Genomic DNA, 22410 nt, shown 5'->3' with positions numbered 1-22410 from the left:
CCAGGATCAGTTCGGACGTCACCACCCATCCAACCGTCATGACCGCCAACCCGGCGAACCTATGCGGTCAGAGCACTAGCGGCGACCGTCCTCGTCGTCCGGCTCGTCGTCGGTCGGCCGGGGGCCGAGCAACTCGTCGGCCAGCGTGGGCACATCGTCCAGCGGAGTCTCCTCCGCCCACTCCGGCCGCCGGTCCCTGCGGGACGCCGCCTCCTCCTCGACCCGGGGCAGCGGGCGCGTCTGGTCGACGGCCTCCCCCGCGTCGGGCCGGGGCAGCACGGCCGTCTCCTCGTTGTCGCCAGGGGCGCCCTGCTCGCCCGGGTAGGCGTGCGGGATCTGCACCGTGGTCTGGTTGTCCGCCGCCGCTGCCCGCGCCTCCTCGGCGCGCAGCAGCGCCTCCTCGGCGCGGCGCTGCTTCTCGCGGCGCAGCTCCTCGGCCTGGGCGCGGAGCCTGGCCTCCTCCTCGGCCTCCCGCAGGCGGCGTTCCTCCTCCTCGCGGCGGAGTCGTTCCTCCGCCTCCCGGCGGCGGCGCTGCTCCTCGGCGGCCCTGGCGGCCTCCTCCGCGCGGAGCCTGGCCTCCTCGGCCCGACGGGCCTCCTCGACGCGGAGACGCTCCTCCTCCTCGCGGCGCAGCCGCTCGGCCTCCTCGGCCCGCTGCCTGGCCAACTCCTCCTGCCGGGCGCGCTCCTGCCGGGCGGCCTCCTCCTGGCGCTCTCGCTCCAGGCGGGCCTCCTCCTCCTTGCGCCTGCGCTCCTCCTCGGCGAGCCGGCGGGCCTCCTCCTCGGCCTTGCGCCGGGCCTCCTCGCGGGCCCGCACCTCGGCCTCGGAGAGCGGCAGCATCTGGTCGAGGCGGTGCCGGGCGGCCATGGTCACCGACTCCGGGTCCTGGCCGGCGTCGATCACCAGGTAGCGCGCGGGGTCGGCGGCGGCCAGCGCCAGGAAGCCGGCGCGGACCCGCTGGTGGAACTCGCTCGGCTCGGACTCCAGCCGGTCCGGCGCCTCGGTGAAGCGTTCCCTGGCGGTCTCGGGCGAGACGTCCAGCAGCACCGTGAGGTGCGGGACGAGACCCTCGGTCGCCCAGCGCGAGATGCGGGAGATCTCCACGGCCGAGAGGTCGCGGCCGGCGCCCTGGTAGGCGACGGAGGAGTCGACGTAGCGGTCGGTGATGACGACCGCGCCGCGCTCCAGCGCCGGGTTGATCACGGAGTGGACGTGCTCGGCGCGGTCGGCCGCGTAGAGCAGCGCCTCGGCCTGGTGGGAGAGGCCGCCCGAGGCGACGTCGAGCAGGATGCCGCGCAGCCGCTGCCCGATCGGCGTGGCGCCCGGCTCCCTGGTGACGACGACCTCGTGGCCCTTGCTCCTGATCCACTCGGCGAGCGCCTCGACCTGGGTGGACTTGCCGGCGCCGTCCCCGCCCTCGACGGCGATGAAGAAGCCCTTCTCGGCGGGGGCGCTGACCGGCTCGGTGCCTCCGCGCACGGCGGCGCCGATGTCCTTGCGCAGCGGGACGCCCCTGCGGTCGTCCGTGCGGCCGAGCACGACGGCCGCGACGGGCAGCAGCAGCACGCCGACGATGGTCAGCGTGTAGGCGGCGCCGCCGTGGTCCAGCACGAAGTCGCCGCGCACCACCCGGTGCGGCCCGATCAGCGCGGCGGCCAGCGGGCCGGCGAGCAGGGCCAGCGCCACGGCGACCCGCACCACGGCGTGCAGGTGCTGGGTGAGCTGGGGGCGGCGGAAGTCCTCGGTCTCCTGGTCGAGCAGGGTGTGCCCGGTCTGGGCGGCGATGCCGGCGAGCAGGCCGGTGGCGGCTGCGGTGAAGAGCACGGTGGCCGGGTCGGCGATCAGGCCGACGCCGAAGAGGCCGAGCCCGGTCAGGGCGATCGCCAGGGCGAACAGCCGCCGCCGGGAGAGCGCTCGCAGGGTGCTCGGCGCGAGCCGGACGCCGGCGACCACGCCGCCGGTGAGGCCGAGCGTCAACAGCCCGTAGGAGACGGGCCCGCCGCCCAGTTCGGCGACGCGGAGCACGCCGAGCGCGCCGGCCGCCGCGATGCCGGCGGCGACGGCCGCGCAACCGAGGACCAGCACCGGGATGGCGCCGGTGCGGCCCTTGTCCGGCTTGGTGCCGGCGGCCGGGCGGCGCAGCCCGACCAGCGGCGAGACGGGCCGGCGCCCCTCGCCGCTCGGAAGCCGCAGGAAGTAGAGGACGGAGATGGCGGCCGCGAAGTACCCGGCGGCCACATAGGACGCGAGCGCCGCCTGGTGGGTGTCGAACCAGTCGAGCCCGGTGGCCAGGAGGTTGCTCACCAGCGAGGCGCCGACCAGGGTGAGGGCCGCGACCGGCAGCGCCACATAGCCGCCGCGCAGCCAGAGGCGGCGCAGCGCGTCGTGGTGGTCGGGCAGTGGCCGGATCGCGGCGCCCTCGGGCGGCGGCGGGGGCAGCAGCGCGGGGGCAACGCTGTCCCGGCAGGCGACCCAGATCCGCTCGGCGACGCTGGCCACGAAGATCGTCGCCAGCACGTAGACATAGGCGTCGTCGGGCGCCCAGTCGATCCAGAGCGGGGCGACGATCAGCAGCGCGGCGCGCAGCGCGTCGGCGCCGATCATCGTCCAGCGGCGGTCCAACGGCCCCTCGGGCGCGAGCAGTCCGGCCACCGGGCCGAGCAGCAGCACCCCGGCGAGGCCGGTGCCCAGCAGCCGCACCGCGAAGGCGGCGGTGACGGCCAGCGCGAGCCCCCGGTACTCGCCGCCGAAGAGCGGCTCGCCGGACTCCGGCACGTGCAGGGCGGCCTGGACGGTGAGCAGCACCAGCGCCAGCAGGGCCAGGGCGTCGCCTATGCCGCTGGTGAAGTGCGCCTCCCACAGCCGGCGGAGGGCTGGGACCTGCAACAGTGCCCCTCGGGCACGGTCACGGGAGTCCGCGACGAGCGCCTCGTCGGTGGCGCCCGTGGTGGGGTCAACAACCCGGGGTTGCTCTGCTCGCGTCATTCGGCCAGCGTAACCTTACGGAATCTGAGGAGGACCGCCCGCCCGCACACCTGCCCGGCCAACGGTCTTGGGGAGAACAGAGGTTACTCCGCCCCACTGACAAAAGCCCGGGCGGAGGGCCACGGGCCGCCGACCCCGGGGCCGAGTCGGCCGCCGACCAGCGGAGCCGGCCGCCGCCGACCAGCGGAAACCGCCGGCCCCGCACCGGCCCCGCGCGGCTCACCCCTCGGCGGAGTCCTCCGAGCCCCCCGCCCGCGCCGCCGCCTTCTTCGTCGCGGTCTTCGTCGCGGTCTTCGTCGCGGTCTTCTTGGCGGCGGCCTTCTTCGTCGCGGTCTTCTTGGTCGCGGTTCTGGTCGCCGTCTTCTTCGCGGCGGTCTTCTTCGCCGCCGTCTTCGTCGTGCTCTTCTTGGCCGCGCTCTTCGCCGTCTTCTTGGCGGTCTTCTTCGCCGGCCCCTTCGCCCGCCGCTCCGCGAGCAGCTCGAAGCCGCGCTCCGGGGTGATGGTCTCCGGGTCGTCGTCCCTGCGCAGCGTCGCGTTGGTTTCGCCATCCGTGACATAGGGACCGAAACGCCCGTCCTTGACCACCACGGGGCGCCCGTTGGTCGGGTCCTCGCCCAGCTCCTTCAGCGGCGGCTTGGCGGCGGCCCGGCCGCGCTGCTTGGGCTGCGCGTAGATGGCGAGGGCCTGCTCCAGGGTGATGGTGAAGATCTGCTCCTCGGTCTCCAGCGACCGGGAGTCGGTGCCCTTCTTGAGGTACGGCCCGTACCGCCCGTTCTGCGCGGTGATCTCCTGCCCGGACTCGGGGTCCACGCCCACCACCCGGGGCAGCGACAGCAGCCGGAGCGCGTCCTCCAACGTGACGCTGTCCAGCGCCATCGACTTCAGCAGCGAGGCGGTGCGCGGCTTCACCGCGTTCTTGCCGGACTTGGGCGTGCCCTCGGGCAACACCTCGGTGACATAGGGCCCGTAGCGGCCGTCCCGCGCCACGATCTGCCGGCCGCTCTCCGGGTCGACGCCCAGCTCGAAGTCGCCGCTCGGCTTGGCCAGCAGTTCCTTGGCCAGGTCGACGGACAGCTCGTCCGGCGGCAGGTCGTCCGGCACGTCGGCCCGCTTGCCCGGCTCGCCCTCCTGGCCGGGCTCGGGCGGCGCCTCGACATAGGGCCCGTAGCGGCCGACCCGCAGCACGATGCCCTCGCCGACGGGGAACGAGGAGATCTCCCGGGCGTCGATCGCGCCCAGGTCGGTGACCAGCTCCTTGAGCCCGCCCAGGTGGTCGCCGTCCCCGTTGCCCGCCTCGGCGGCGGTGCCCTGGCCCTCGCCCTCGCCGAAGTAGAAGCGGCGCAGCCACGGCACGGCCTCGGCGTCGCCGGTGGCGATCCGGTCGAGGTCGTCCTCCATCTTGGCGGTGAAGTCGTAGTCGACCAGCCGCCCGAAGTGCTGTTCCAGCAGGTTGACCACGGCGAACGAGAGGAACGACGGCACCAGCGCCGTCCCCTTCTTGAAGACGTAGCGCCGGTCCAGGATGGTGCCGATGATGCTGGCGTAGGTGGACGGGCGGCCGATCTCCCGTTCCTCCAGCTCCTTGACCAGCGTCGCCTCGGTGTAGCGGGCCGGCGGCTTGGTGGCGTGGCCGTCGGGGGTGATGGCGCGGGCGGCCAGCGGGTCGCCCTCGGCGACGGCCGGCAACCGGCGTTCCCGGTCGTCGAGTTCGGCGTTGGGGTCGTCGGCGCCCTCGACGTAGGCCTTGAGGAAGCCGTGGAAGGTGATCACCTTGCCGGTCGCGCTGAACTCGCAGTCCCGCCCGTCCGCGCTGGTCCCGGCGACCCGGACGGCGACCGACTGGCCGACCGCGTCCTTCATCTGGGAGGCGACGGTGCGCTTCCAGATCAGCTCGTAGAGCCGGTACTGATCGCCCGTCAGCCCGGTCTCGGCCGGGGTGCGGAAGCGGTCGCCGGAGGGGCGGATCGCCTCGTGCGCCTCCTGGGCGTTCTTCACCTTGCTGGCGTAGACGCGGGGCCGGTCGGGCAGGTAGTCCGCGCCGTAGAGCTGGGTGACCTGGGACCTGGCCGCGGCGACCGCCGTCTCCGACAGGGTCGTCGAGTCGGTCCTCATATAGGTGATGAAGCCGTTCTCGTAGAGCCGCTGCGCCACCTGCATCGCGGCCTTGGCGCCCATGCCGAGCTTGCGGGACGCCTCCTGCTGGAGCGTGGTGGTGCGGAACGGGGCGTACGGGGAACGGCGGTACGGCTTGGACTCGACGGAGCGCACCGCGAACGTCGTGTCGGCCAGGGCGGCGGCGAGCGCGCGGGCGTTCTCCTCGCTGAGCTGGGTGACCTGCGCGGGGTTGCGGAGTTCGCCGTCGGGGCCGAAGTCCCGGCCCTGCGCGATCCGGCGGCCGTCCACGGCGGTCAGCCTGGCGTCGAAGGTGGCGGCCTCGCCGCGCGCCGCGAAGGTGCCGGTGAGGTCCCAGTACTCGGCGGAGCGGAACGCGATCCGCTCCCGTTCCCGCTCCACGACCAGGCGGGTCGCCACGGACTGCACCCGGCCGGCGGACAGCCGGGGCATGACCTTCTTCCACAGGACGGGGGAGACCTCGTAGCCGTAGAGCCGGTCCAGGATGCGGCGCGTCTCCTGGGCGTCGACCAGCAGCTGGTTCAGCTCGCGCGGGTTGTTGACCGCCGCCCTGATGGCGTCCCTGGTGATCTCGTGGAAGACCATCCGGCGCACCGGGACCTTGGGCTTGAGCACCTCCCGCAGGTGCCAGGCGATCGCCTCGCCCTCGCGGTCCTCGTCCGTGGCCAGGTACAGCTCGTCGGACTCGGCGAGCAGCTGCTTGAGCTTGCGGACCTGGTCGCGCTTGTCGCTGTTGACGACGTACAGCGGCTGGAAGTTCTCCTCGACGTTGACACCGAGCCGAGCCCAGGGCTCGCCCTTGTACTCGGCCGGCACCTCGGCGGCGCCGCTGGGGAGGTCACGGATGTGCCCCACGCTGGCCTCGACCACATATCCGGGGCCGAGGTAGCCCTTGATCGTTTTGGCCTTGGCGGGCGACTCCACAATGACGAGTCGGCGTCCGCCATCGGCGGTGTCGCTGGTCGGGGACAACTTCTCGCTCTTCTCTCCAGCCCGGGGGGAAAGTTCTGACGGTGCGGAGTGTGACGGTACATCCCTGCTGCGTGTCAAATGGGAAAACCCCGCAACGCATCTCGAACGGTAACCCGAGAGCCGCCCATCCCGCCGCCCGGTGACACCCCCAACGCCCGTCGCCGGGGTCCGGCCCGGGGCCCGGGGCGGGGCCGGCGGTCAGTCGGCGGGCAGCAGAAAGCCCTGCTCAACGAGGGGACGGAGCCACTGCGGAGCGGTCACCCGCAGCCTTGCCGGGTCCTCGTCAACCAGCTGGGCGATCGCGTCCAACAGCGCGCCGGCGGCGAGGCTTCCGTCACAGCTGCCGGCGAAACCGGCGCTGACCGTGTCCATCGCGGTCGCCCTGAGCATCCCGTGGCGCTGGCGCAGGACCACGTGCTCCGGGTCCTCGGCACCCGGCTGGCCCAGTTGCTCCTGCACCACGCCGTCGGCGAGGGTGTAGCGGGCGGCGAGCAGCGCCTCGTCGTCGTGGGCGCCGAGAAAGTCCTGGCGCGCGAAGTGCCCGGGAACGATCGCGCCGAGCGGCTGTTCGACCGAGTGTGGCCAGTCCTCGATCAGAACGGCCGGATCGGCGGCGTCCGAGCGGCGCAGGGTGATCCAGCCGAAGCCGACGGAACGCACCCCGCGCGCCGCGAACTCGTCGAGCCAGGCGTGGTAGGCGAGCTGGTAGTCGGCCGGGTCGCCCCGGTGCGCGCCGGCGTCGCGCAGCCACAGCTCGGCGTACTCGTTGACGTCCTGCTCCTCGCGCCGCACGATCCAGGCGTCGCAGCCGGGCGGCACCCAGGACGCGAGCCGGTCGCGCCAGTCCTCGTCGGCCAACTGCTCCCAGTTGGCGAGCAGTTGACAGTAGCCGCCGGGGGCGAGCCGCTCGGCGGCCGAGCCCACCAGGGTGCGGCAGAGCGCGTCGCCCGGCAGGCCGCCGTCGCGGTAGGTCAGGCCGGCGCCCGGGGCGGCCGGGGAGATCACGAACGGCGGGTTGGAGACGATCAGGTCGAACGGCTCGTCGTTCTCCACGGGGTCGAAGAGCGAGCCCTGGCGCAGGTCGATCTCGGGCGCGCCGGAGAGCGCGAGGGTGAGCGCGGCGACGCGGAGCGCGCGGGGGTTGAGGTCGGTCGCGGTGACCTGCCGGGCGTGGCGGGTCAGATGGAGCGCCTGCACGCCCGAGCCGGTGCCGAGGTCGAGGGCCCGGCCCACCGGCTCGCGGAGGGTGAGCTGCGCCAGCGTGGTCGAGGCGCCCCCGGCGCCCAGCACCACGTCGCGCCCCTGGCCGTGCGCCCCGGCGCCCCCGGCGACCGCGCGCCCCGTGTCCGAGACGATCCACCAGTTCTCCCCGGCGTCGCCGGCGTAGGGGCGGATGTCGACGGCGGCGCGCAGGAGTTCGGCTTCGCCGGTCTCGGCCGGCATCAACCAGCCGTCGGCCAGGGCCTGGTGGGCGGGCAGCGCGGCGGCCACCCGGGCGGCCGGCAGGGCCTGGCCGAGGAGGAAGAGCTGGGTCAACGTGGCCAGCGGCCCGGCGTCCTCGCGGGTGGCGCGGAGCGCGGGCACGGTCTCGCCCCGCGCGAGCGCCGCGTACGCCGGGGCGCCCAGCAGGTCGAGCACGCCGTCGGGGGTGAAGGAGGCGGCCAGCAGGGCCTCGCGCAGGCGCGCGGCGCCGGGCCCGGGGGCGGGAAGACCATGGATACTCACGCGACCATTGTGGCCACGGCGGCGATCACGGCGATCACGCGGCCCGTCACGCGTTCCGCCCGGGCTACTCCCCCGACTCCGCCTCGCCCTCCCCGGCCTCCTCCGGGTCCTCGCCGCTCCCCTCGTCGGCGTCCGCGCCCTCCTCGGCGCCCTCCTCGGCTTCCTCCTCCGCGCCGGCGTCCGCGCCCTCGTCGGTGGCGCCCTCACCCTGGTCGCCCTCCGTCTCGCTGGGCGCCGACGGACTCTGGCAGCCCTCCTGACGCCCCATCGCGTCGCCCAGCTCGCCGGACTGGAGTTCGTTGAGCGCCTCGTCGCCGCTCTGGCCCAACTCCTCCAGCTGGCCGGCGATCTCCTGGAGGCCCTCGGCGAAGGCGCCCTGGTCGGAGGTGTCCAGGCCGTCCATCGTCTCCCTGAGCTGCCCATACGCCTCGGAGATGCCGCGCAGCTCGGTGACCGCGTCCTCGCGCAGCCGGGCGCCGTCGTCCACCGGCGGGTCGCCGGCCGAGTCCACGGCGTCGGCGAGCGCGCCGTAGGCGTCCGAGATGTTCTGGAACGCCTCCGCGTCGGCCTCCTGCACCTCCTCGGGGGAACGGCTGCCGTCGCTGGCCTCGGCGATGGCCGTGTTGGCCCGCTGGATCGCCTCGACCTGCGGCTGCACCTGGTCGCAGACGCTCTGGGCCCACTCGTCGGCCTTCTCGCTGTCGTCACCGCCACAGGCCGTCAGCGTGAACGCCATCGCCGCGCAGCCCGTCACCACCGACAGTGCCACCGGGAGCTTCTTCTTCACGTTCCTCGTCCCTTCGTGCCGCTCGGGCGGGAACTTACACGGCGAACATCCCTCTTCCGAGTGACGGTCGGCAGCGATGTCCCGATGTGCAGCCATTTGCATCAGTGCGTCATCGGTGCGTCATCGGCGGGGTGTCGGTGGGTTGTCGGTGGGCCGCCGACGCCGCGTCAGGGGCCGAGCAGCGCGCCCAACGCTCGCCGCAGCGCGGCGTTCTCACAGTGGTGCAGGCCCGTCATGCCCAGCCGCCGAGCGGCCGTCACATGGCCGGCCGTGTCGTCGACGAACAGGCAACGACCAGCGGGAACGCCGGCCCGGCCGGCCGCGATGCGGAAGATCTCCGGCTCCGGCTTGGCGACGCCCTCCCGGGCTGAGTTGACCACCGCGTCCACCGCCCCGGTCAGGCCCAGCGCGGCGAGGTCGGCGTCGAGCCGGGTGGTGGCGTTGGTCACAAGCACCACGGGGACCCGGCGCCTGACCGCCGTCAACAGCGCGAGCACCTCGGCGTCCACCGTTCCCGGCGTCTCGGTCCAGGCGGCCACCAGGGCGCGCGCCCGCGTTCGCGCCCCGCACGCCGGCGCGAGATCCTCCGCGACCGCCGCGCGCCACTCCTCGTCCGTCACCGCGCCGGTCACCGCCGGCAGCAGCCGCTCCGGGCGGAACGCCGCCCGCGTGAACGAGCCGGGCGCCAGCCCGTACTCGCGCTCCAGCCCGGGCATCAGCGCGGGGTCCCAGTGCCGCAACACCCCGTCCAGATCGCACAGCACGGCCTCGGGAACGGGCCCAGGACCGACCTCGGGAACGGTTCCGGCGTCATCGGCTTCAACGGCCTCAGCCGGGTCAACGGCTTCAGCGGCTTCAGCGGCTTCAGCGGCCTCAGCCGGGTCAACGGCTTCGGCCGGGCCGACGGGGTCAACGGGGCGCGCTGTCACGGTGGTTGGTCCTCACACGTCGGGCCGGGCCGGGGCCCGCCCGGCCGCCTGGTCGCGTCCACCCTACGAACTGGCGCGCGAACGCCGGAAGATCGTCTGGAATGCCTCCCTTCGCGACGACGGCTGGCGTGGGTCCCCTGCGACGGCGGGTGCACGCGGAGGCGGCGGAGGAGACCAGCTGGCGCTGCTGTCGGAACGTGCCGCCCTCGGGTGGCCCCGAGGGCGACCAGCACGATCTTCAACCTGCGGGCACCGGCGCGGCCTCGCGCCCCGAGGTGCTCGGCGCCTCCTTGAACACCTCGGCGCCGTGCCAGGCGACGAACGCCCGCCCAGGCCCCGGGTGTCCGCCGCGCGGCGCGGCCAGCGGGCGACCCGCCAGCGCCCGGGTCTCCCGGCCGCTCGCCGAACGCGCCTCGAAGCGCGCGGAGACCCGGATGCGCCCCTCGGTGGTCAGGCCCAGCGCACCCAGGTCGAAGAGCGTGTGGTGCAGGGCGCACAGCGCCAACGCGTTGGCCAGCCGGTCCGGCCCGTCCTGGCTGTGCCAGCGGATGTGCGCCGCCTCCAGGCCGACCGGCCGCCGGTCCAGCGCGCCGTCGAACCCGCACATCGCGCACGCGTGGCCATACGCCTCCAGCACCGCCCGAGCGAAGCCGGCGCTCCGCGCCCGGCGCCGGCCGCCGGCCACCAGGCGGTGGGCCACGCCCTCCACCTCGGTCAGCTCAAGCCCGGCCGCCTCGACGACCAGCCCGTCGATGGCGGGGGTGAAGTGCTCGTCCAGCAGCAGCCGGGCGCAGTCGGCGAGCACCCCGGGCTCGGCCAGCGCCAGCTCGACCTCGGCGCGCAGCCGCCCGCGCGCGCCCGTCCTGCGCAGGAGCGTGCCGCGCTCGGGCGTCTCGGGTGGCAGCGGGCGGCCCTCGGCGTCGGTCAACTCCCAGAGTTCCCGCTCCAGATGGACGAACGGCATCGCCGCCCGCTGACGGGCCGTAGCCGCCCGGGCCGGCGGGCCGAAGTCGTTGATCAGCGCGGAGACCGGCTCCTCGGCCTCCGCGTAGCTGACCTCGGTGCGCCCGGTGGCGGCGAACCGGCCCAGCAGCCACAGCAGCAGCAGCGCCTTGTGCGGCGCGCGCCGGCCGGCCACCCGCGCCCGGCGCAACGCGGCCAGCCGGTCCAGGAGTTGGTCCCTGGGCATGGGGATCGACACGGTCATGGCGGCCATGCTCGCAGGGTGCCGACGCCGCATCCAGGGGTGCCGGCGCCGCGTCCAGGGGTGCCGGCGGCTCCCCGGTCCGCAGGGGGGAGCCGCCGAACGCGCGCCGGGGGAACGGCCGGTCAGGCGCCGACGTACTCCGCCAGGTGCTCGCCGGTCAGGGTGGAACGGGCGGCGACCAGGTCGGCCGGGGTGCCCTCGAAGACGATCCGGCCGCCCTCGTGGCCGGCGCCGGGGCCCAGGTCGATGATCCAGTCGGCATGGGCCATGACCGCCTGGTGATGCTCGATGACAATCACCGACTTGCCGGAGTCCACCAACCGATCGAGCAGGCCCAGCAGTTGTTCGACATCGGCCAGATGGAGACCGGTCGTCGGCTCGTCGAGAACGTAGACGCCGCCCTTCTCGCCCATGTGCGTGGCCAGCTTGAGCCGCTGCCGCTCGCCGCCGGAGAGCGTGGTGAGCGGCTGGCCGACGCTGAGGTAGCCGAGGCCGACGTCCACCAGCCGGCGCAGGATGCGGTGCGCGGCCGGGATGCGCGCCTCGCCGGCGCCGAAGAACGCCTCCGCCTCGGTCACCGACATCGCGAGCACCTCGCTGATGTCGCGGCCGCCGAGGTGGTAGTCCAACACGGCCGCCTGGAACCGCTTCCCCTCGCACTCCTCGCAGACCGTGGCGACCCCGGCCATCATCCCCAGGTCGGTGTAGATGACGCCGGCGCCCTTGCAGTGCGGGCAGGCGCCCTCCGAGTTGGCGCTGAACAGCGCCGGCTTCACGCCGTTGGCCTTCGCGAACGCCTTGCGGATCGGGTCGAGCAGCCCGGTGTAGGTCGCCGGGTTGCTCCGCCGGGAGCCACGGATCGCGGACTGGTCGACGGAGACCACGTTCTCGCCCGCCGGGATCGAACCGTGCACCAGCGAACTCTTGCCGGAGCCGGCCACGCCGGTGACCACGACCAGCACGCCGAGCGGAATGTCGACATCGACGTTCCGCAGGTTGTGCGCCGTCGCGCCCCGGATCGCCAGCCGGCCGCTGGGCGTGCGCACCTTCTCCTTGAGCGCGGCCCGGTCGTCGAGGTGGCGGCCGGTGAGCGTGTCGCTGGCGCGCAGCCCCGCCACGGTGCCCTCGAAACAGACGGTGCCGCCGTTCGTTCCCGCGCCCGGACCGAGGTCGACGACATGGTCGGCGATCGCGATCGTCTCCGGCTTGTGCTCGACGACCAGGACCGTGTTGCCCTTGTCGCGCAGCCGCAGCAGCAGGTCGTTCATCCGCTGGATGTCGTGCGGGTGCAGGCCGACGGTGGGCTCGTCGAAGACGTAGGTCGCGTCGGTGAGGGAGGAGCCGAGGTGGCGGATCATCTTCACGCGCTGCGCCTCGCCGCCGGAGAGGGTGCCCGAGGGCCGGTCGAGCGAGAGATAGCCGAGGCCGATCTCCACGAACGAGTCGAGCGTCCCGCGCAGCCCGGCGAGCAGCGGCGCCACCGAGGGCGCTTCGAGGTCCCGCACCCAGGCGGCCAGGTCGCTGATCTGCATCGCGCAGGCCTCGGCGATGTTGATCCCGCTGATCCGGGACGACCGCGCCGCCTCGTTGAGCCGGGTGCCGCCGCAGTCGGGGCAGTCGGTGTAGGTGACCGCGCGGTCCACGAACGCCCGGATGTGCGGCTGCATCGCCTCCCGGTCCTTGGAGAGGAACGACTTCTGGACCCGGGGCAGCAGCCCCTCGTAGGTCATGTTCGCGCCCGCCAACCTGATCTTGGTCGCCTCCTTGCGGAGCAGGTCGTGCAGCTCCCGCTCGGAGTAGTCGCGGATCGGCTTGTCCGGATCGAAGAAGCCGGACGCGACGAACATCTTCACGTTCCACCCGTCGGCGTTGTAGCCGGGGATGGTGAACGGGCCCTCGTTGAGCGACCTGCTGTCGTCGTAGAGCTGGGTGATGTCGATGTCGGTCACCGAGCCCATGCCCTCGCAGCGCGGGCACATCCCGCCGGTGACCTGGAAGGTCCGCTTCTCGGTCCGCTTGCCGTCGGCCCCCTCGACGGTGATCGCGCCGGCGCCCCTGACCGAGGGGACGTTGAACGAGAACGCGTTGGGCGAGCCGACGTGCGGCTGGCCGAGCCGGCTGAAGACGATCCGCAGCATCGCGTTGGCGTCGGTGGCCGTGCCCACGGTGGAACGGGGGTTGGCGCCCATCCGCTCCTGGTCCACGATGATCGCCGTGGTCAGCCCCTCCAGCAGGTCCACCTCGGGGCGGGAGAGCGTGGGCATGAAGCCCTGGAGGAACGCGCTGTAGGTCTCGTTGATCAGGCGCTGCGACTCGGCGGCGATGGTGCCGAAGACCAGCGAACTCTTGCCGGACCCCGAGACGCCGGTGAAGACCGTCAGCCGGCGCTTGGGGATCTCGACGTCGACGTCCTTCAGGTTGTTCTCCCGCGCGCCGCGCACGCGGATCAGGTCGTGGCTGTCCGCCGCGACGGGTGGTTGGGAGGTCCGGGCGTCCCCGCCGGTGCCGTTGCTCATGGTGGTTCTCCCTCAGTGCGGCCCGAAGCGCTCCTCGCGCGCGGCAGGGCCGCGTGCGCGAACATGATCGGGTCGGTTCAGGTCAGATGGGATGGGGTCGGTCGAATGGCACGGCCACCGCCGGATCGCCGCGCCTCGTCGGGCGCGGCCGGGGCGGATCGCCCCTGGCGGAGACGGCGACCGGCACCGGGGTCGCCGCAGCCCACGAACATGGCGTGAACTTCTGGCCGAAGGGTGAGGATAGCGTCCCCGCTCCCCGCGCGTCTCTCGCGCGCCTTCCGCGCCGGGCCGCTGTCGGTGCCCCGTGCGATGCTGGCGGGGTGCACCCGGAGGAGCCGTGAACCTGGAGGACCTGAGGCGGCTGCGCCGCGCCAAGGACGCGATGGACCGCGAGTACGCGCGGCCCCTGGACGTTCCCGCGCTGGCGCGGGTCGCCCTCATGTCGCCGGGCCACTTCTCCCGCAGCTTCCGCGCCGCCTACGGGGAGACCCCGTACACCTACCTGATGACGCGGCGGGTCGAGCGGGCCAAGGCGCTGCTGCGCCGGGGGGACCTGAGCGTGACGGAGGTCTGCTTCGCGGTGGGCTGTACCTCGCTGGGGTCGTTCAGCTCACGCTTCACCGAGCTGGTCGGCGTGAGCCCGAGCGCCTACCGCGCGCGCCGCCACGAGGCGGGCGCGGCGATCCCGGCCTGCGTCGCCAAGGACCTCACCCGGCCGGCCAGGAACAGGCGGGCGAGCGGCGGCGACGGTCGTTCCGTGGGCGACAGCCGATCCCCGGACAGAGGCCGATCCCTGGGCGACGGCCGATCCCTGGACAAGGGCCGATCCCTGGACAAGGGCCGATCCCTGGGCGAACGGCGATTGGTCAGGATCGGAGAAGCGGAGTCGGACGTCGGCTCGTAGCGTCGTCGACATGAACATCAAGCTTTCACAGTGCTTCATCGCCGTTGACGACCCCGACAAGGCCCTGGCCTTCTACCGCGACGTCCTCGGGCTTGAGGTGCGCAACGACGTGTCGTTCGAGGGGATGCGCTGGCTGACAGTCGGCTCCCCCGAGCAGCCGGGCGTGGAGATCGTCCTGGAACCCCCGCTCGCCGACCCCACCGCATCGGCGGCCGACCGTCGGGCGATGGAGGAGCTGCTGGCCAAGGGGATGCTGCGCGGCGTGATCTTCTCGACCGACGACGTCGACGCCACCTTCGAACGCATCCGCGCCGCCGGCGGCGAGGTGGTGCAGGAGCCGATCGACCAGCCCTATGGCGTGCGCGACTGCGCCTTCCGCGACCCGGCCGGCAACATGCTGCGCTTCAACCAGGCGCGCTGATCGCCGGCCGGCGACGAGCCGACGAGGGGGCGGTTCCTCGCGCCCCGCGCCCCGCGCCCCGCGCCCGCGATGGTGGCCCGGACCATCGCGGGCGCGGGCGGCGCCGGCCCCGTCGCACCCGGCCCGCCGAGGGGCTCAGCCGCCCGCCGTCGCCCCGTCCCTGGCGTCGTCGGCGTCGGCGGCGTCGTCCACCGCGATGCCGCGCCGGCGCGAGGCCTGGACGGCGGCCACGATCACCGCCACCGCCAGGGCCGCGATCACGGCGCGCGCCCCCGCGTTGGCGTCGTCCCCGTAGCTGAGGGTGATCACGGCGGGGGCGATCAGCAGCGCGACCAGGTTCATCACCTTGAGCAGCGGGTTGATGGCGGGACCCGCCGTGTCCTTGAACGGGTCGCCGATCGTGTCGCCGATCACCGTGGCGGCATGGGCCTCGCTGCCCTTGCCCCCGTGGTGCCCGTCCTCGACCAGCTTCTTGGCGTTGTCCCAGGCGCCGCCAGAGTTGGCCAGGAAGACCGCCATCAGGATGCCGGTGCCGATGGCGCCCGCGAGATAGGCGCCCAACGGGCCGATGCCGAGGCTGAACCCGACGGCGATCGGCGCCATCACCGCCAACAGCCCCGGCGTGGCCAGCTCCCGCAGCGAGTCCCTGGTGCAGATGTCCACGACCCTGCCGTACTCGGGCTGCTCGGTGCCGTCCATGATCCCGGGGCGGGTCCGGAACTGGCGGCGCACCTCGTAGACCACCGAACCCGCCGAACGGGAGACCGCGTTGATCGCGAGCCCCGAGAAGAGGAAGACCACGGCCGCCCCGATGATCAGGCCCACCAGGTTGTTGGGCTGGGATATGTCGAGGCTGAGCGCGGTCTCGGCGAGCACCTGTTCCGCCGTCAGGCCGGCGTCGCCGACGGCGTCGGCGACCGCGTCCCGGTAGGAGCCGAAGAGCGCGGCGGCGGCCAGCACCGCCGTGGCGATGGCGATGCCCTTGGTGACGGCCTTGGTGGTGTTACCCACCGCGTCGAGGTCGGTCAGCACCTGGGCGCCGTCGCCCTCCACGTCGCCGGACATCTCGGCGATGCCCTGCGCGTTGTCGGCCACCGGGCCGAAGGTGTCCATGGCGACGATCACGCCCACCGTGGTCAACAGGCCGGTGCCGGCCAGGGCCACCGCGAAGAGCGCCAGCATCACCGTGCCGCCGGCGAGCGCGAAGGCCGCGTAGACGCTGAGGCCGACCAGCAGCGCCGTGTAGACGGCGGACTCCAGGCCCAGCGAGAAGCCGGCCAGCACCACGGTCGCCGGCCCGGTCCGCGAGGTCCGGCCGATGTCCTGGACCGGGCGCCGGGACGGCTCGGTGAAGTAGCCGGTGAGCTGTTGGATCAACGCCGCCAGCACGATGCCGATGGCCACGGCCGTCAGCGCGAACAGCCGGGGGTCGGCGTCGTGGGTCGCGATCGCCGCGTCGGTGACGCCGTCCAACTCGGCGAAGCTGCCCGGGAGATAGACATAGGTGGCGACGGCGACCAGGGCCAGCGAGATGCCGGCCGAGAGGAAGAAGCCCCGGTTGATGGCGGTCATGCTGGTCCGGTCGGCGCGGCGCGGCGCGACCAGGAAGATCCCGGCCATCGCGGTCAGCACCCCGATCGCCGGCACCAGCAGGGGGAACGCCAGGCCGGCGTCGCCGAAGGCGACCGTGCCCAGGATCAGCGCGGCGACCAGGGTCACGGCGTAGGACTCGAAGAGGTCGGCGGCCATGCCGGCGCAGTCGCCGACGTTGTCGCCCACGTTGTCGGCGATGGTCGCGGCGTTGCGCGGGTCGTCCTCGGGGATGCCCTGCTCGACCTTGCCGACCAGGTCGGCGCCGACGTCGGCGGCCTTGGTGAAGATGCCGCCGCCCACCCTCATGAACATCGCGATCAACGCGGCCCCGAGCCCGAATCCCTCCAGCACCTTGGGCGCGTCGGCCGTGTAGACCAACACCACGCACGCGGCGCCCAGCAGGCCGAGGCCCACGGTGAACATGCCGACCACGCCGCCGGTGCGAAAGGCGATGCGCATGGCCTGGTGACGTACCGACACCAGATCCTTTTCTCCCGCCTCACGCGCCGCTGCCGCCACCCGGACATTGCTGCGCACCGCGAGCCACATTCCGAGATAGCCGGTGCCGGCCGAGAACGCGGCGCCCACGACGAAGAACACGGACCTGCCGATTCGTTCGTTCCAGTCGTCGGCGGGGAGCAGCAGCAGGAGAAAGACGACGGCGACGGCGAATCCGGCGAGGGTACGGAGTTGTCTGGCGAGATAGGCGTTGGCGCCCTCCTGAACCGCGGCGGCGATCTTCCGCATGTTCTCGGTGCCCTCGCTGGCCGCCAGGACCTGTCGCACCAGAACGATCGCCAGTCCCAGGGCCGCCAGCGCGACCACGGCGATCAGCAGGACCAGCGCCCGGTTCCCACTGGTGAGTTCGACGGCCTCGGCTGCCTGTATGACATGGGGGTGTGCCATTCGTCCTCCTCGACGCTCAGGCGTGCTACGGAAAACTGACAGACGTCGCCGGAGTGTAGAGAGATATCGCGGATCGGCACAGGGGACGCGGAGCAGAATGACCGCATCAGGGGGCCCACGCGTAAACATCGGGAAAGCGCGGACCGTGAATGCAAGATCACATTTCCATGATCGCGGACATCGATCATGGGAATGCGATCTTGTATTCACCCATCATGAAAGGAGATCGCGAATGGCGATCATGAGAACAGAAATCTCCTGACCAGCACCGCCGGGACGGCGCCGACCAGGAGACGGGTAACGCGGGACCCAGGAACCCAGAGCCTCAAGGGCCCGGGGCTCGGGGACTCAGGGGAAGGACGGCGTGGACGCGGGCCAACTCATGCGGATGGCACCGCCGTTGGCGGCGGAGATGACCTCCACGTCGTCCACCAGGCCACTGATCACCGCCAGCCCCAACTCGTCGGTGTCCTCGGCGGCCTCGCCGGCGGAGGAGTCACGGGGCGCCGGCACCGCGCTGGGCGCGTCGTCGCCGACCTCGATCGAGAAGGACTTCTCCCCCTCGGTCAGCACCACCCGCACCGGGCTCGTCAGACCGTGGATGGCGTGCAGACCCACGGCGCGACTGCACGCCTCGCCCACGGCGAGGCGCAACTCGTCCAGCGCCGACTCGTCGACCCCGGCCCTTCTGGCGACCGCGGCGGCGACCAACCTGGCGGTTCGCACATGCTCCGGGGACGCGCTGAAGCGGAGTTCGACGGTGGCCATACCCATCCCCCTTGGTGATGCGGACAGACCGCCCCGGCCGTGCTGTCGACACTGGGTCGACCGTCGCGGCCGGGGCGGGTCGCTGGTGATCTTTCGAACGGCTGCCGGGCGACCGGTCGCCACGCCTCAGTCGGTGGCCGCGATGGCCTCGTCCACGGACTCGTGGATCGGGAACACCTTGGTCAGTCCGGTGATCCGGAAGATCTTGAGAATGCGCTCCTGGTTGCACACCAGGCGCAGCGAGCCCTCCTGGGCCCGCACGCGCTTCAGGCCACCCACCAGCACACCCAGTCCCGTGGAGTCCAGGAAGTCAACGCGCTCCATGTCCACCACGAGGTGGTGGTTGCCGTCGTTGACCAGCTCCACCAGCTGTTCGCGCAGCTTGGGCGCGGTGTATACGTCGATCTCGCCGCCGACCTCGACGACCGTACGGTCGCCCACGGTTCGGGTCGAAAGGGACAGGTCCACGGATCGTCCTCCAGCACCTTGCTAACGAGCGGTCGCCCCCCTGGATCGGCAGCCGCCAGGGCATTCAACCACTTACCTCATGCCCAGCACGACGTCTTACAGCCATTGTCCGTCGGACCAGTGACAGACTCGTTCCTTGTGCGCCCCTACCAGTCACCCCCGAACGCCACCGAGGCGGACGGCCGCCGTCGGTCTCCGCAGGCGGTGCTGGCACGGCTGAGCGAACCGGGGGACCGGTCACTCCGCATCACTCATACGGAGCAGCTGCCCGGCCGGGGCGAGGTCCATGCCAACTGGCCGGAAGGCATACGTGACGAGGTGTTGGACGCGGTGCGCGCCGCCGGCATCGACCGGCCCTGGGCGCACCAGGCCAGGGCCGTGGAGCACGCCGTGCGGGGGTCCTCGGTCGTGGTGTCCACGGGGACGGCCTCGGGCAAGTCACTGACCTACCAGGTGCCGGTGCTCAGCGTGCTGCTGGAGGGCCAGACGGCCCCCAACCGGCGGGGCGCGACCGCGCTCTATCTGGCGCCGACCAAGGCCCTGGCCGCCGACCAGTGGCGGGCGATACGCCGGCTCGCCGAACCGCTGGGCACCGCCGTCCGGCCCGCCGTCTACGACGGGGACACCCCGCCGGAGGAGCGGGCCTGGGCCAGGGAGCACGCCAACCTGCTGCTCACCAACCCGGACATGCTCCACACCGGCCTGCTGCCGGGCCACCGGCGCTGGTCCTCCTTCCTGCGGGCGCTGCGCTATGTGGTGATCGACGAGTGCCATGTCTACCGGGGGGTCTTCGGCTCGCATGTGGCGCAGGTGCTGCGCCGGCTGCGCCGCGTCTGCGCGCACCACGGTGCGGAGCCGGTCTTCCTGTTGGCCTCGGCGACCACCGCCGAGCCCGGCGCCTCGGCGGGTCGACTCGTCGGGCTGCCGGTGGCCGAGGTGACCGAGGACGCCTCGCCGCGTGGCGAGTTGGTCTTCGCCCTGTGGGAGCCTCCGCTGGTCGAGGGCAGGGGCGAACGGGGCGCCCCCGTACGGCGGACCGCCACCGCCGAGGCCGCCGACCTCCTCGCCGACCTGGCCGGCGCGGGGGTGCGCACGGTGACCTTCGTCCGCTCCCGGCGTGGCGCCGAGCTGATCTCGCTGATCGCCCAGGACCGGCTGGCCGCCCTCGACCGAACGCTGGCCGGCCGGGTCGCGGCCTATCGGGGCGGCTATCTGCCGGAGGAACGGCGGGAGTTGGAACGGGCGTTGCACAGCGGCGAGCTGCTGGGGCTGGCCGCCACCACGGCGCTGGAGCTGGGCGTGGACATCGCGGGGCTGGACGCCGTGCTGCTGGCCGGCTACCCCGGCACCCGGGCCTCGCTCTGGCAGCAGGCCGGGCGCGCGGGGCGGCGCGGGCAGGGCGCGCTCGCCGTGCTGATCGCCCGTGACGACCCGTTGGACACCTATCTGGTGCACCACCCCGAGGCGCTGTTCGAACGGCCGGTGGAGAGCACCGTGCTGGACCCGGGGAACCCCTATGTGCTGGCCCCGCACCTGTGCGCCGCCGCCGCTGAACTCCCGCTCACCGATGCCGACTTCGCGGAAGGCCCGGCCCCCCTGTTCGACCCGACGGCCGCCGAGCTGCTGCCCAAGCTGACCGACCGGGGCCTGCTGCGGCAACGCGGCCGCAGCTGGTACTGGACCCGCCGGGAGCGGGCGGCCGACCTCGTGGACATCCGGGGGAAGGGCGGCGAGCCGGTGCGGGTGGTGGAGGCCGCGACGGGCCGGCTGCTGGGCACCGTGGACTCGGCGGCGGCCCACACCACCGTGCACGAGGGCGCCGTCCATCTGCACCGGGGGCAGAGCTTCGTGGTCCGGGAGCTGGACCTGGCGGACTCCGTCGCGCTGGTCGAGGAGTCCAACCCGCCCTGGTCCACCTCGGCCAGGGAGGTCACCGAGCTGTCGGTGCTGGAGACCGACGTCGAGGTGCCGTGGGGCGACGCCCGGCTGTGTTTCGGGTCGGTGGAGGTCACCGCCCAGGTGGTCTCCTATCTGCGGCGGCGGCTGCTGACCGGCGAGGTGTTGGGCGAGACCCGGCTCGACCTGCCGCCGAGAACGCTCCGCACCCGCGCCGTGTGGTGGACGATGGCGGAGGACCAGCTGACCGACGCGCGGATCACGCCGGAGATCCTGCCCGGGGCGCTGCACGCGGCCGAGCACGCGGCGATCGGGATGCTGCCGCTCTTCGCGACCTGCGACCGCTGGGACATCGGCGGCGTCTCCACCGCGCTGCACCCGGACACCCTGCTGCCGACCGTCTTCGTGCACGACGGCCACCCGGGCGGCGCCGGCTTCGCCGAGCGCGCCTTCCACGCCGCCGCCCGCTGGCTGGCCGCCACCCGGGACGCCATCGCCGCCTGCGAGTGCCGGGCTGGCTGCCCGTCCTGCATCCAGTCCCCCAAGTGCGGCAACGGGAACGAGCCCCTCCACAAGGCGGGCGCCGTCCGCGTGCTGACCCAACTGCTCCGTGGCCGGCCCACGGCCTGACCCGCCCCGCACGCCCCCGCCCCCCGGCCGGGCGAGGCCGCCCGAGGCGCCGGCGGTGACTCTGGCCCGGGCGCCTGCCGTGGCGCCGGCGAGACCGTCCGTGGCCGGGTCGGGAACGCCGGCGGGCGCCGCCCTGGCCCTGGCCCTGGCGGAGTGCGGACCGGCCGTGGCCTCGGTGGTGAGGTCGGCGACCTCACCACCGAGGTGACAGCGGACCAGCCGGGCGCGCTGCGCCTCGGCCACCCGCCGCGCCACGGCGCAGGCGACGTCCGGCCCGGCCGCCGCGTGGTCGGCGGCGGCGAGCGCCGCCAGGTCGGCAGCCGAGGCGGCCCGCTGACGGGCGGACAGTGCCTGGTCGAGCGTCACCACGGCGCCGAAGACGGCGCACAGCAGCACCAGGATGAGCGTCGCCCAGACCGTGGCGCTGCCCCGGTCGGCGCGGTCAGTCGGGCTCGACATGGGCCACCGCCCGCCCCTCGACGGCCAGGCCGAGCACGCCCGTCGCCCACGAGGGCACCGAGACGTCGACCCGCACGAACGCGCCGTCCCGGCCGACCTCCACCCGGGCGTTCCCCGGAGCGATGTCGCGCGCCACCCGCGACACCTCCTCCGCCGGCTCTCCCCTGGCGGCGGCCCGTGCCCCCGCGCGCGCCGCGTCCTGGCACAGCGACTGGGCGGCGAAGGCACCGAGCCCGCAGAGCAGCGCTCCGAAGAAGAGCACCAGGGCGGGGATGACCAGGGCGCTCTCGACCGTGACGGCGCCCGGGTCACAGCGGCGTGTCGAGCGCCCGCAGGATGACGTCACGCAGCGCCCCCTTCACAGGCTCGGAGTCGGAAAGGGTGAGCAGCGTGGCGGCGAAGCCAGCGGCGGCGAGGGTGCCGATGGCGTACTCGGTGGTGTTCATCCCGGCCTCTCGCCGGCCCGAACAGACCGCGCCCCACGGGCCCGACCGGGGAACGAGCCATCCGGCACGCCCCGGAACGAACCGTGGGACCTGCCGTGGAGCCAGCCGTGGACCGAGCAGGGGCACGAACCGGCGGACGGATCGGGGACGTTGAGCCTGGTGAGCGCGCGTGGCGGTCCGTTGGCTGAGGCAACGCATGAGCGGTCTCTCTCTGGGCCCGTCTGGGGGCCCGCCTGGTGACGGTTGATCGGTGGTCGGGGGACGGGGGCGCGCGGTGACGGCGGACGGCCTGGGCCGGGCTCCGCCCGGGCCATCGGGGCCGGACGAGGAGGGGCGCGCGGCGTCCCGGGCTGGTGGGCCATGGGTCAGATCAACTCCCCGATCAGCGCGAGCAGCACCGGGGCCACCCCGATCAGCAGGAAGGCCGGCAGGAAGCACAGCCCGAGTGGCCCGGCGACCAGCACGGCCGCCCGACGCGCCCCGGCCTGGACCGCCCGACGCCGCCGGGCGCGCGCCTCCGCCGCCTCGACCGCGAACGCCCGCACCACCGGTACGCCGTTGCTGCCCGCCGACTCCAGCCGCCTGGCCAGCCGGGCGGCCCCGGGCAACTCGCCCAACCGGCCCCAGGCCACGGCCGGTTCGCCGCCGAGCCGCAGCTCGGCGGC

16 protein-coding genes and 1 pseudogene are annotated in these 22410 nt (G+C 73.5%); 3 read left to right on the top strand and 14 right to left on the bottom strand.

The window, feature by feature from the left end; all coding sequences use genetic code 11:
• Nucleotides 1-75 precede the first annotated feature (75 nt).
• The 7 genes from tmk to EBN88_RS03250 form a co-directional block, all read right to left on the bottom strand.
• Nucleotides 76-2985, bottom strand: a complete 2910-nt coding sequence (gene tmk, locus EBN88_RS03280; RefSeq protein WP_122182252.1) for a dTMP kinase — start codon at nt 2983-2985, stop codon at nt 76-78.
• Nucleotides 2986-3204: 219 nt separating this feature from the next.
• On the bottom strand, nt 3205-6090 hold the full coding sequence (topA, locus tag EBN88_RS03275; RefSeq protein WP_122182251.1) for a type I DNA topoisomerase: 2886 nt from the start codon (nt 6088-6090) through the stop codon (nt 3205-3207).
• 198 nt (nt 6091-6288) lie between these two features.
• Entirely contained in the window at nt 6289-7815 is a 1527-nt protein-coding gene (locus EBN88_RS03270) for a N5-glutamine methyltransferase family protein (RefSeq protein WP_233580424.1), read from the bottom strand.
• A gap of 64 nt (nt 7816-7879) precedes the next feature.
• A complete protein-coding gene (locus EBN88_RS31510; RefSeq protein WP_233580423.1) occupies nt 7880-8602 on the bottom strand; it encodes a small secreted protein in 723 nt (240 codons plus the stop codon).
• Between the two features lie 167 nt (nt 8603-8769).
• Nucleotides 8770-9366 (bottom strand): HAD family hydrolase, encoded by a 597-nt coding sequence (locus EBN88_RS03260; RefSeq protein WP_233580422.1) that lies wholly within the window; start codon nt 9364-9366, stop codon nt 8770-8772.
• A 403-nt stretch (nt 9367-9769) separates the two neighbouring features.
• Nucleotides 9770-10720, bottom strand: coding sequence for a phosphorothioated DNA-binding restriction endonuclease (locus tag EBN88_RS03255; protein WP_122182280.1), 951 nt, complete (start codon nt 10718-10720; stop codon nt 9770-9772).
• 140 nt (nt 10721-10860) lie between these two features.
• Nucleotides 10861-13254, bottom strand: a complete 2394-nt coding sequence (locus EBN88_RS03250; RefSeq protein ID WP_122182248.1) for an ATP-binding cassette domain-containing protein — start codon at nt 13252-13254, stop codon at nt 10861-10863.
• Nucleotides 13255-13636: 382 nt separating this feature from the next.
• Between EBN88_RS03250 and EBN88_RS03245 the strand changes: the two genes are divergently transcribed.
• Together EBN88_RS03245 and EBN88_RS03240 are read left to right on the top strand one after the other, a co-directional pair.
• Complete coding sequence (locus tag EBN88_RS03245; RefSeq protein WP_199742234.1) at nt 13637-14158, top strand: helix-turn-helix transcriptional regulator; 522 nt, start codon at nt 13637-13639, stop codon at nt 14156-14158.
• Nucleotides 14159-14168: 10 nt separating this feature from the next.
• Entirely contained in the window at nt 14169-14579 is a 411-nt protein-coding gene (locus EBN88_RS03240; protein ID WP_122182246.1) for a VOC family protein, read from the top strand.
• A 135-nt stretch (nt 14580-14714) separates the two neighbouring features.
• On the opposite strand, the gene EBN88_RS03235 is transcribed toward EBN88_RS03240, so the two are convergent.
• The 3 genes from EBN88_RS03235 to EBN88_RS03225 form a co-directional block, all read right to left on the bottom strand.
• Nucleotides 14715-17078 carry a sodium-translocating pyrophosphatase gene (locus EBN88_RS03235; RefSeq protein WP_122182245.1) on the bottom strand — a complete coding sequence of 788 codons (2364 nt, stop codon included), beginning with the start codon at nt 17076-17078 and terminating at the stop codon, nt 14715-14717.
• Nucleotides 17079-17426: 348 nt separating this feature from the next.
• Nucleotides 17427-17846: an ATP-binding protein gene (locus EBN88_RS03230; protein ID WP_122182244.1), complete on the bottom strand. Its 420-nt coding sequence runs from the start codon at nt 17844-17846 to the stop codon at nt 17427-17429.
• A 126-nt stretch (nt 17847-17972) separates the two neighbouring features.
• Nucleotides 17973-18314 (bottom strand): STAS domain-containing protein, encoded by a 342-nt coding sequence (locus tag EBN88_RS03225; RefSeq protein WP_052847650.1) that lies wholly within the window; start codon nt 18312-18314, stop codon nt 17973-17975.
• Between the two features lie 120 nt (nt 18315-18434).
• Between EBN88_RS03225 and EBN88_RS03220 the strand changes: the two genes are divergently transcribed.
• Nucleotides 18435-20840 (top strand): DEAD/DEAH box helicase, encoded by a 2406-nt coding sequence (locus EBN88_RS03220; RefSeq protein WP_233580420.1) that lies wholly within the window; start codon nt 18435-18437, stop codon nt 20838-20840.
• Between the two features lie 183 nt (nt 20841-21023).
• On the opposite strand, the pseudogene EBN88_RS31505 reads toward EBN88_RS03220, so the two are convergent.
• The 4 genes and pseudogenes from EBN88_RS31505 to EBN88_RS03200 all read right to left on the bottom strand — a co-directional run.
• A pseudogene (locus tag EBN88_RS31505) lies at nt 21024-21299 on the bottom strand (Rv3654c family TadE-like protein); the annotation flags it as partial.
• Entirely contained in the window at nt 21283-21645 is a 363-nt protein-coding gene (locus EBN88_RS03210; RefSeq protein ID WP_122182242.1) for a TadE family type IV pilus minor pilin, read from the bottom strand. The gene EBN88_RS03210 and the pseudogene EBN88_RS31505, both read right to left, overlap by 17 nt.
• Nucleotides 21608-21745 carry a DUF4244 domain-containing protein gene (locus EBN88_RS31500; RefSeq protein WP_233580419.1) on the bottom strand — a complete coding sequence of 46 codons (138 nt, stop codon included), beginning with the start codon at nt 21743-21745 and terminating at the stop codon, nt 21608-21610. Before EBN88_RS31500 ends, EBN88_RS03210 begins: the two co-directional genes overlap by 38 nt.
• A gap of 365 nt (nt 21746-22110) precedes the next feature.
• Nucleotides 22111-22410: type II secretion system F family protein (locus tag EBN88_RS03200; RefSeq protein WP_199742231.1), on the bottom strand; the 300-nt coding region annotated here is incomplete at its 5' end.

Source organism: Streptomyces triticirhizae (genome assembly GCF_003696235.1).
GTDB classification, from domain to species: domain Bacteria; phylum Actinomycetota; class Actinomycetes; order Streptomycetales; family Streptomycetaceae; genus Streptomyces; species Streptomyces triticirhizae.
The sequence above is the reverse complement of the archived record's forward strand: the minus strand, read 5'-3'. Positions and strand labels throughout refer to the sequence as shown.

Bases quoted from the DNA above. Each gene is read 5' to 3' on its own strand.
- EBN88_RS03245 (WP_199742234.1), top strand. From the start codon at position 13,637: ATGGACCGCGAGTACGCGCGGCCCCTGGACGTTCCCGCGCTGGCGCGG.
- EBN88_RS03240 (WP_122182246.1), top strand. From the start codon at position 14,169: ATGAACATCAAGCTTTCACAGTGCTTCATCGCCGTTGACGACCCCGAC.
- EBN88_RS03255 (WP_122182280.1), bottom strand. From the start codon at position 10,720: ATGCCCAGGGACCAACTCCTGGACCGGCTGGCCGCGTTGCGCCGGGCG.
- EBN88_RS31500 (WP_233580419.1), bottom strand. From the start codon at position 21,745: ATGAACACCACCGAGTACGCCATCGGCACCCTCGCCGCCGCTGGCTTC.
- EBN88_RS03250 (WP_122182248.1), bottom strand. From the start codon at position 13,254: ATGAGCAACGGCACCGGCGGGGACGCCCGGACCTCCCAACCACCCGTC.
- EBN88_RS03230 (WP_122182244.1), bottom strand. From the start codon at position 17,846: ATGGCCACCGTCGAACTCCGCTTCAGCGCGTCCCCGGAGCATGTGCGA.
- EBN88_RS03235 (WP_122182245.1), bottom strand. From the start codon at position 17,078: ATGGCACACCCCCATGTCATACAGGCAGCCGAGGCCGTCGAACTCACC.
- tmk (WP_122182252.1), bottom strand. From the start codon at position 2,985: ATGACGCGAGCAGAGCAACCCCGGGTTGTTGACCCCACCACGGGCGCC.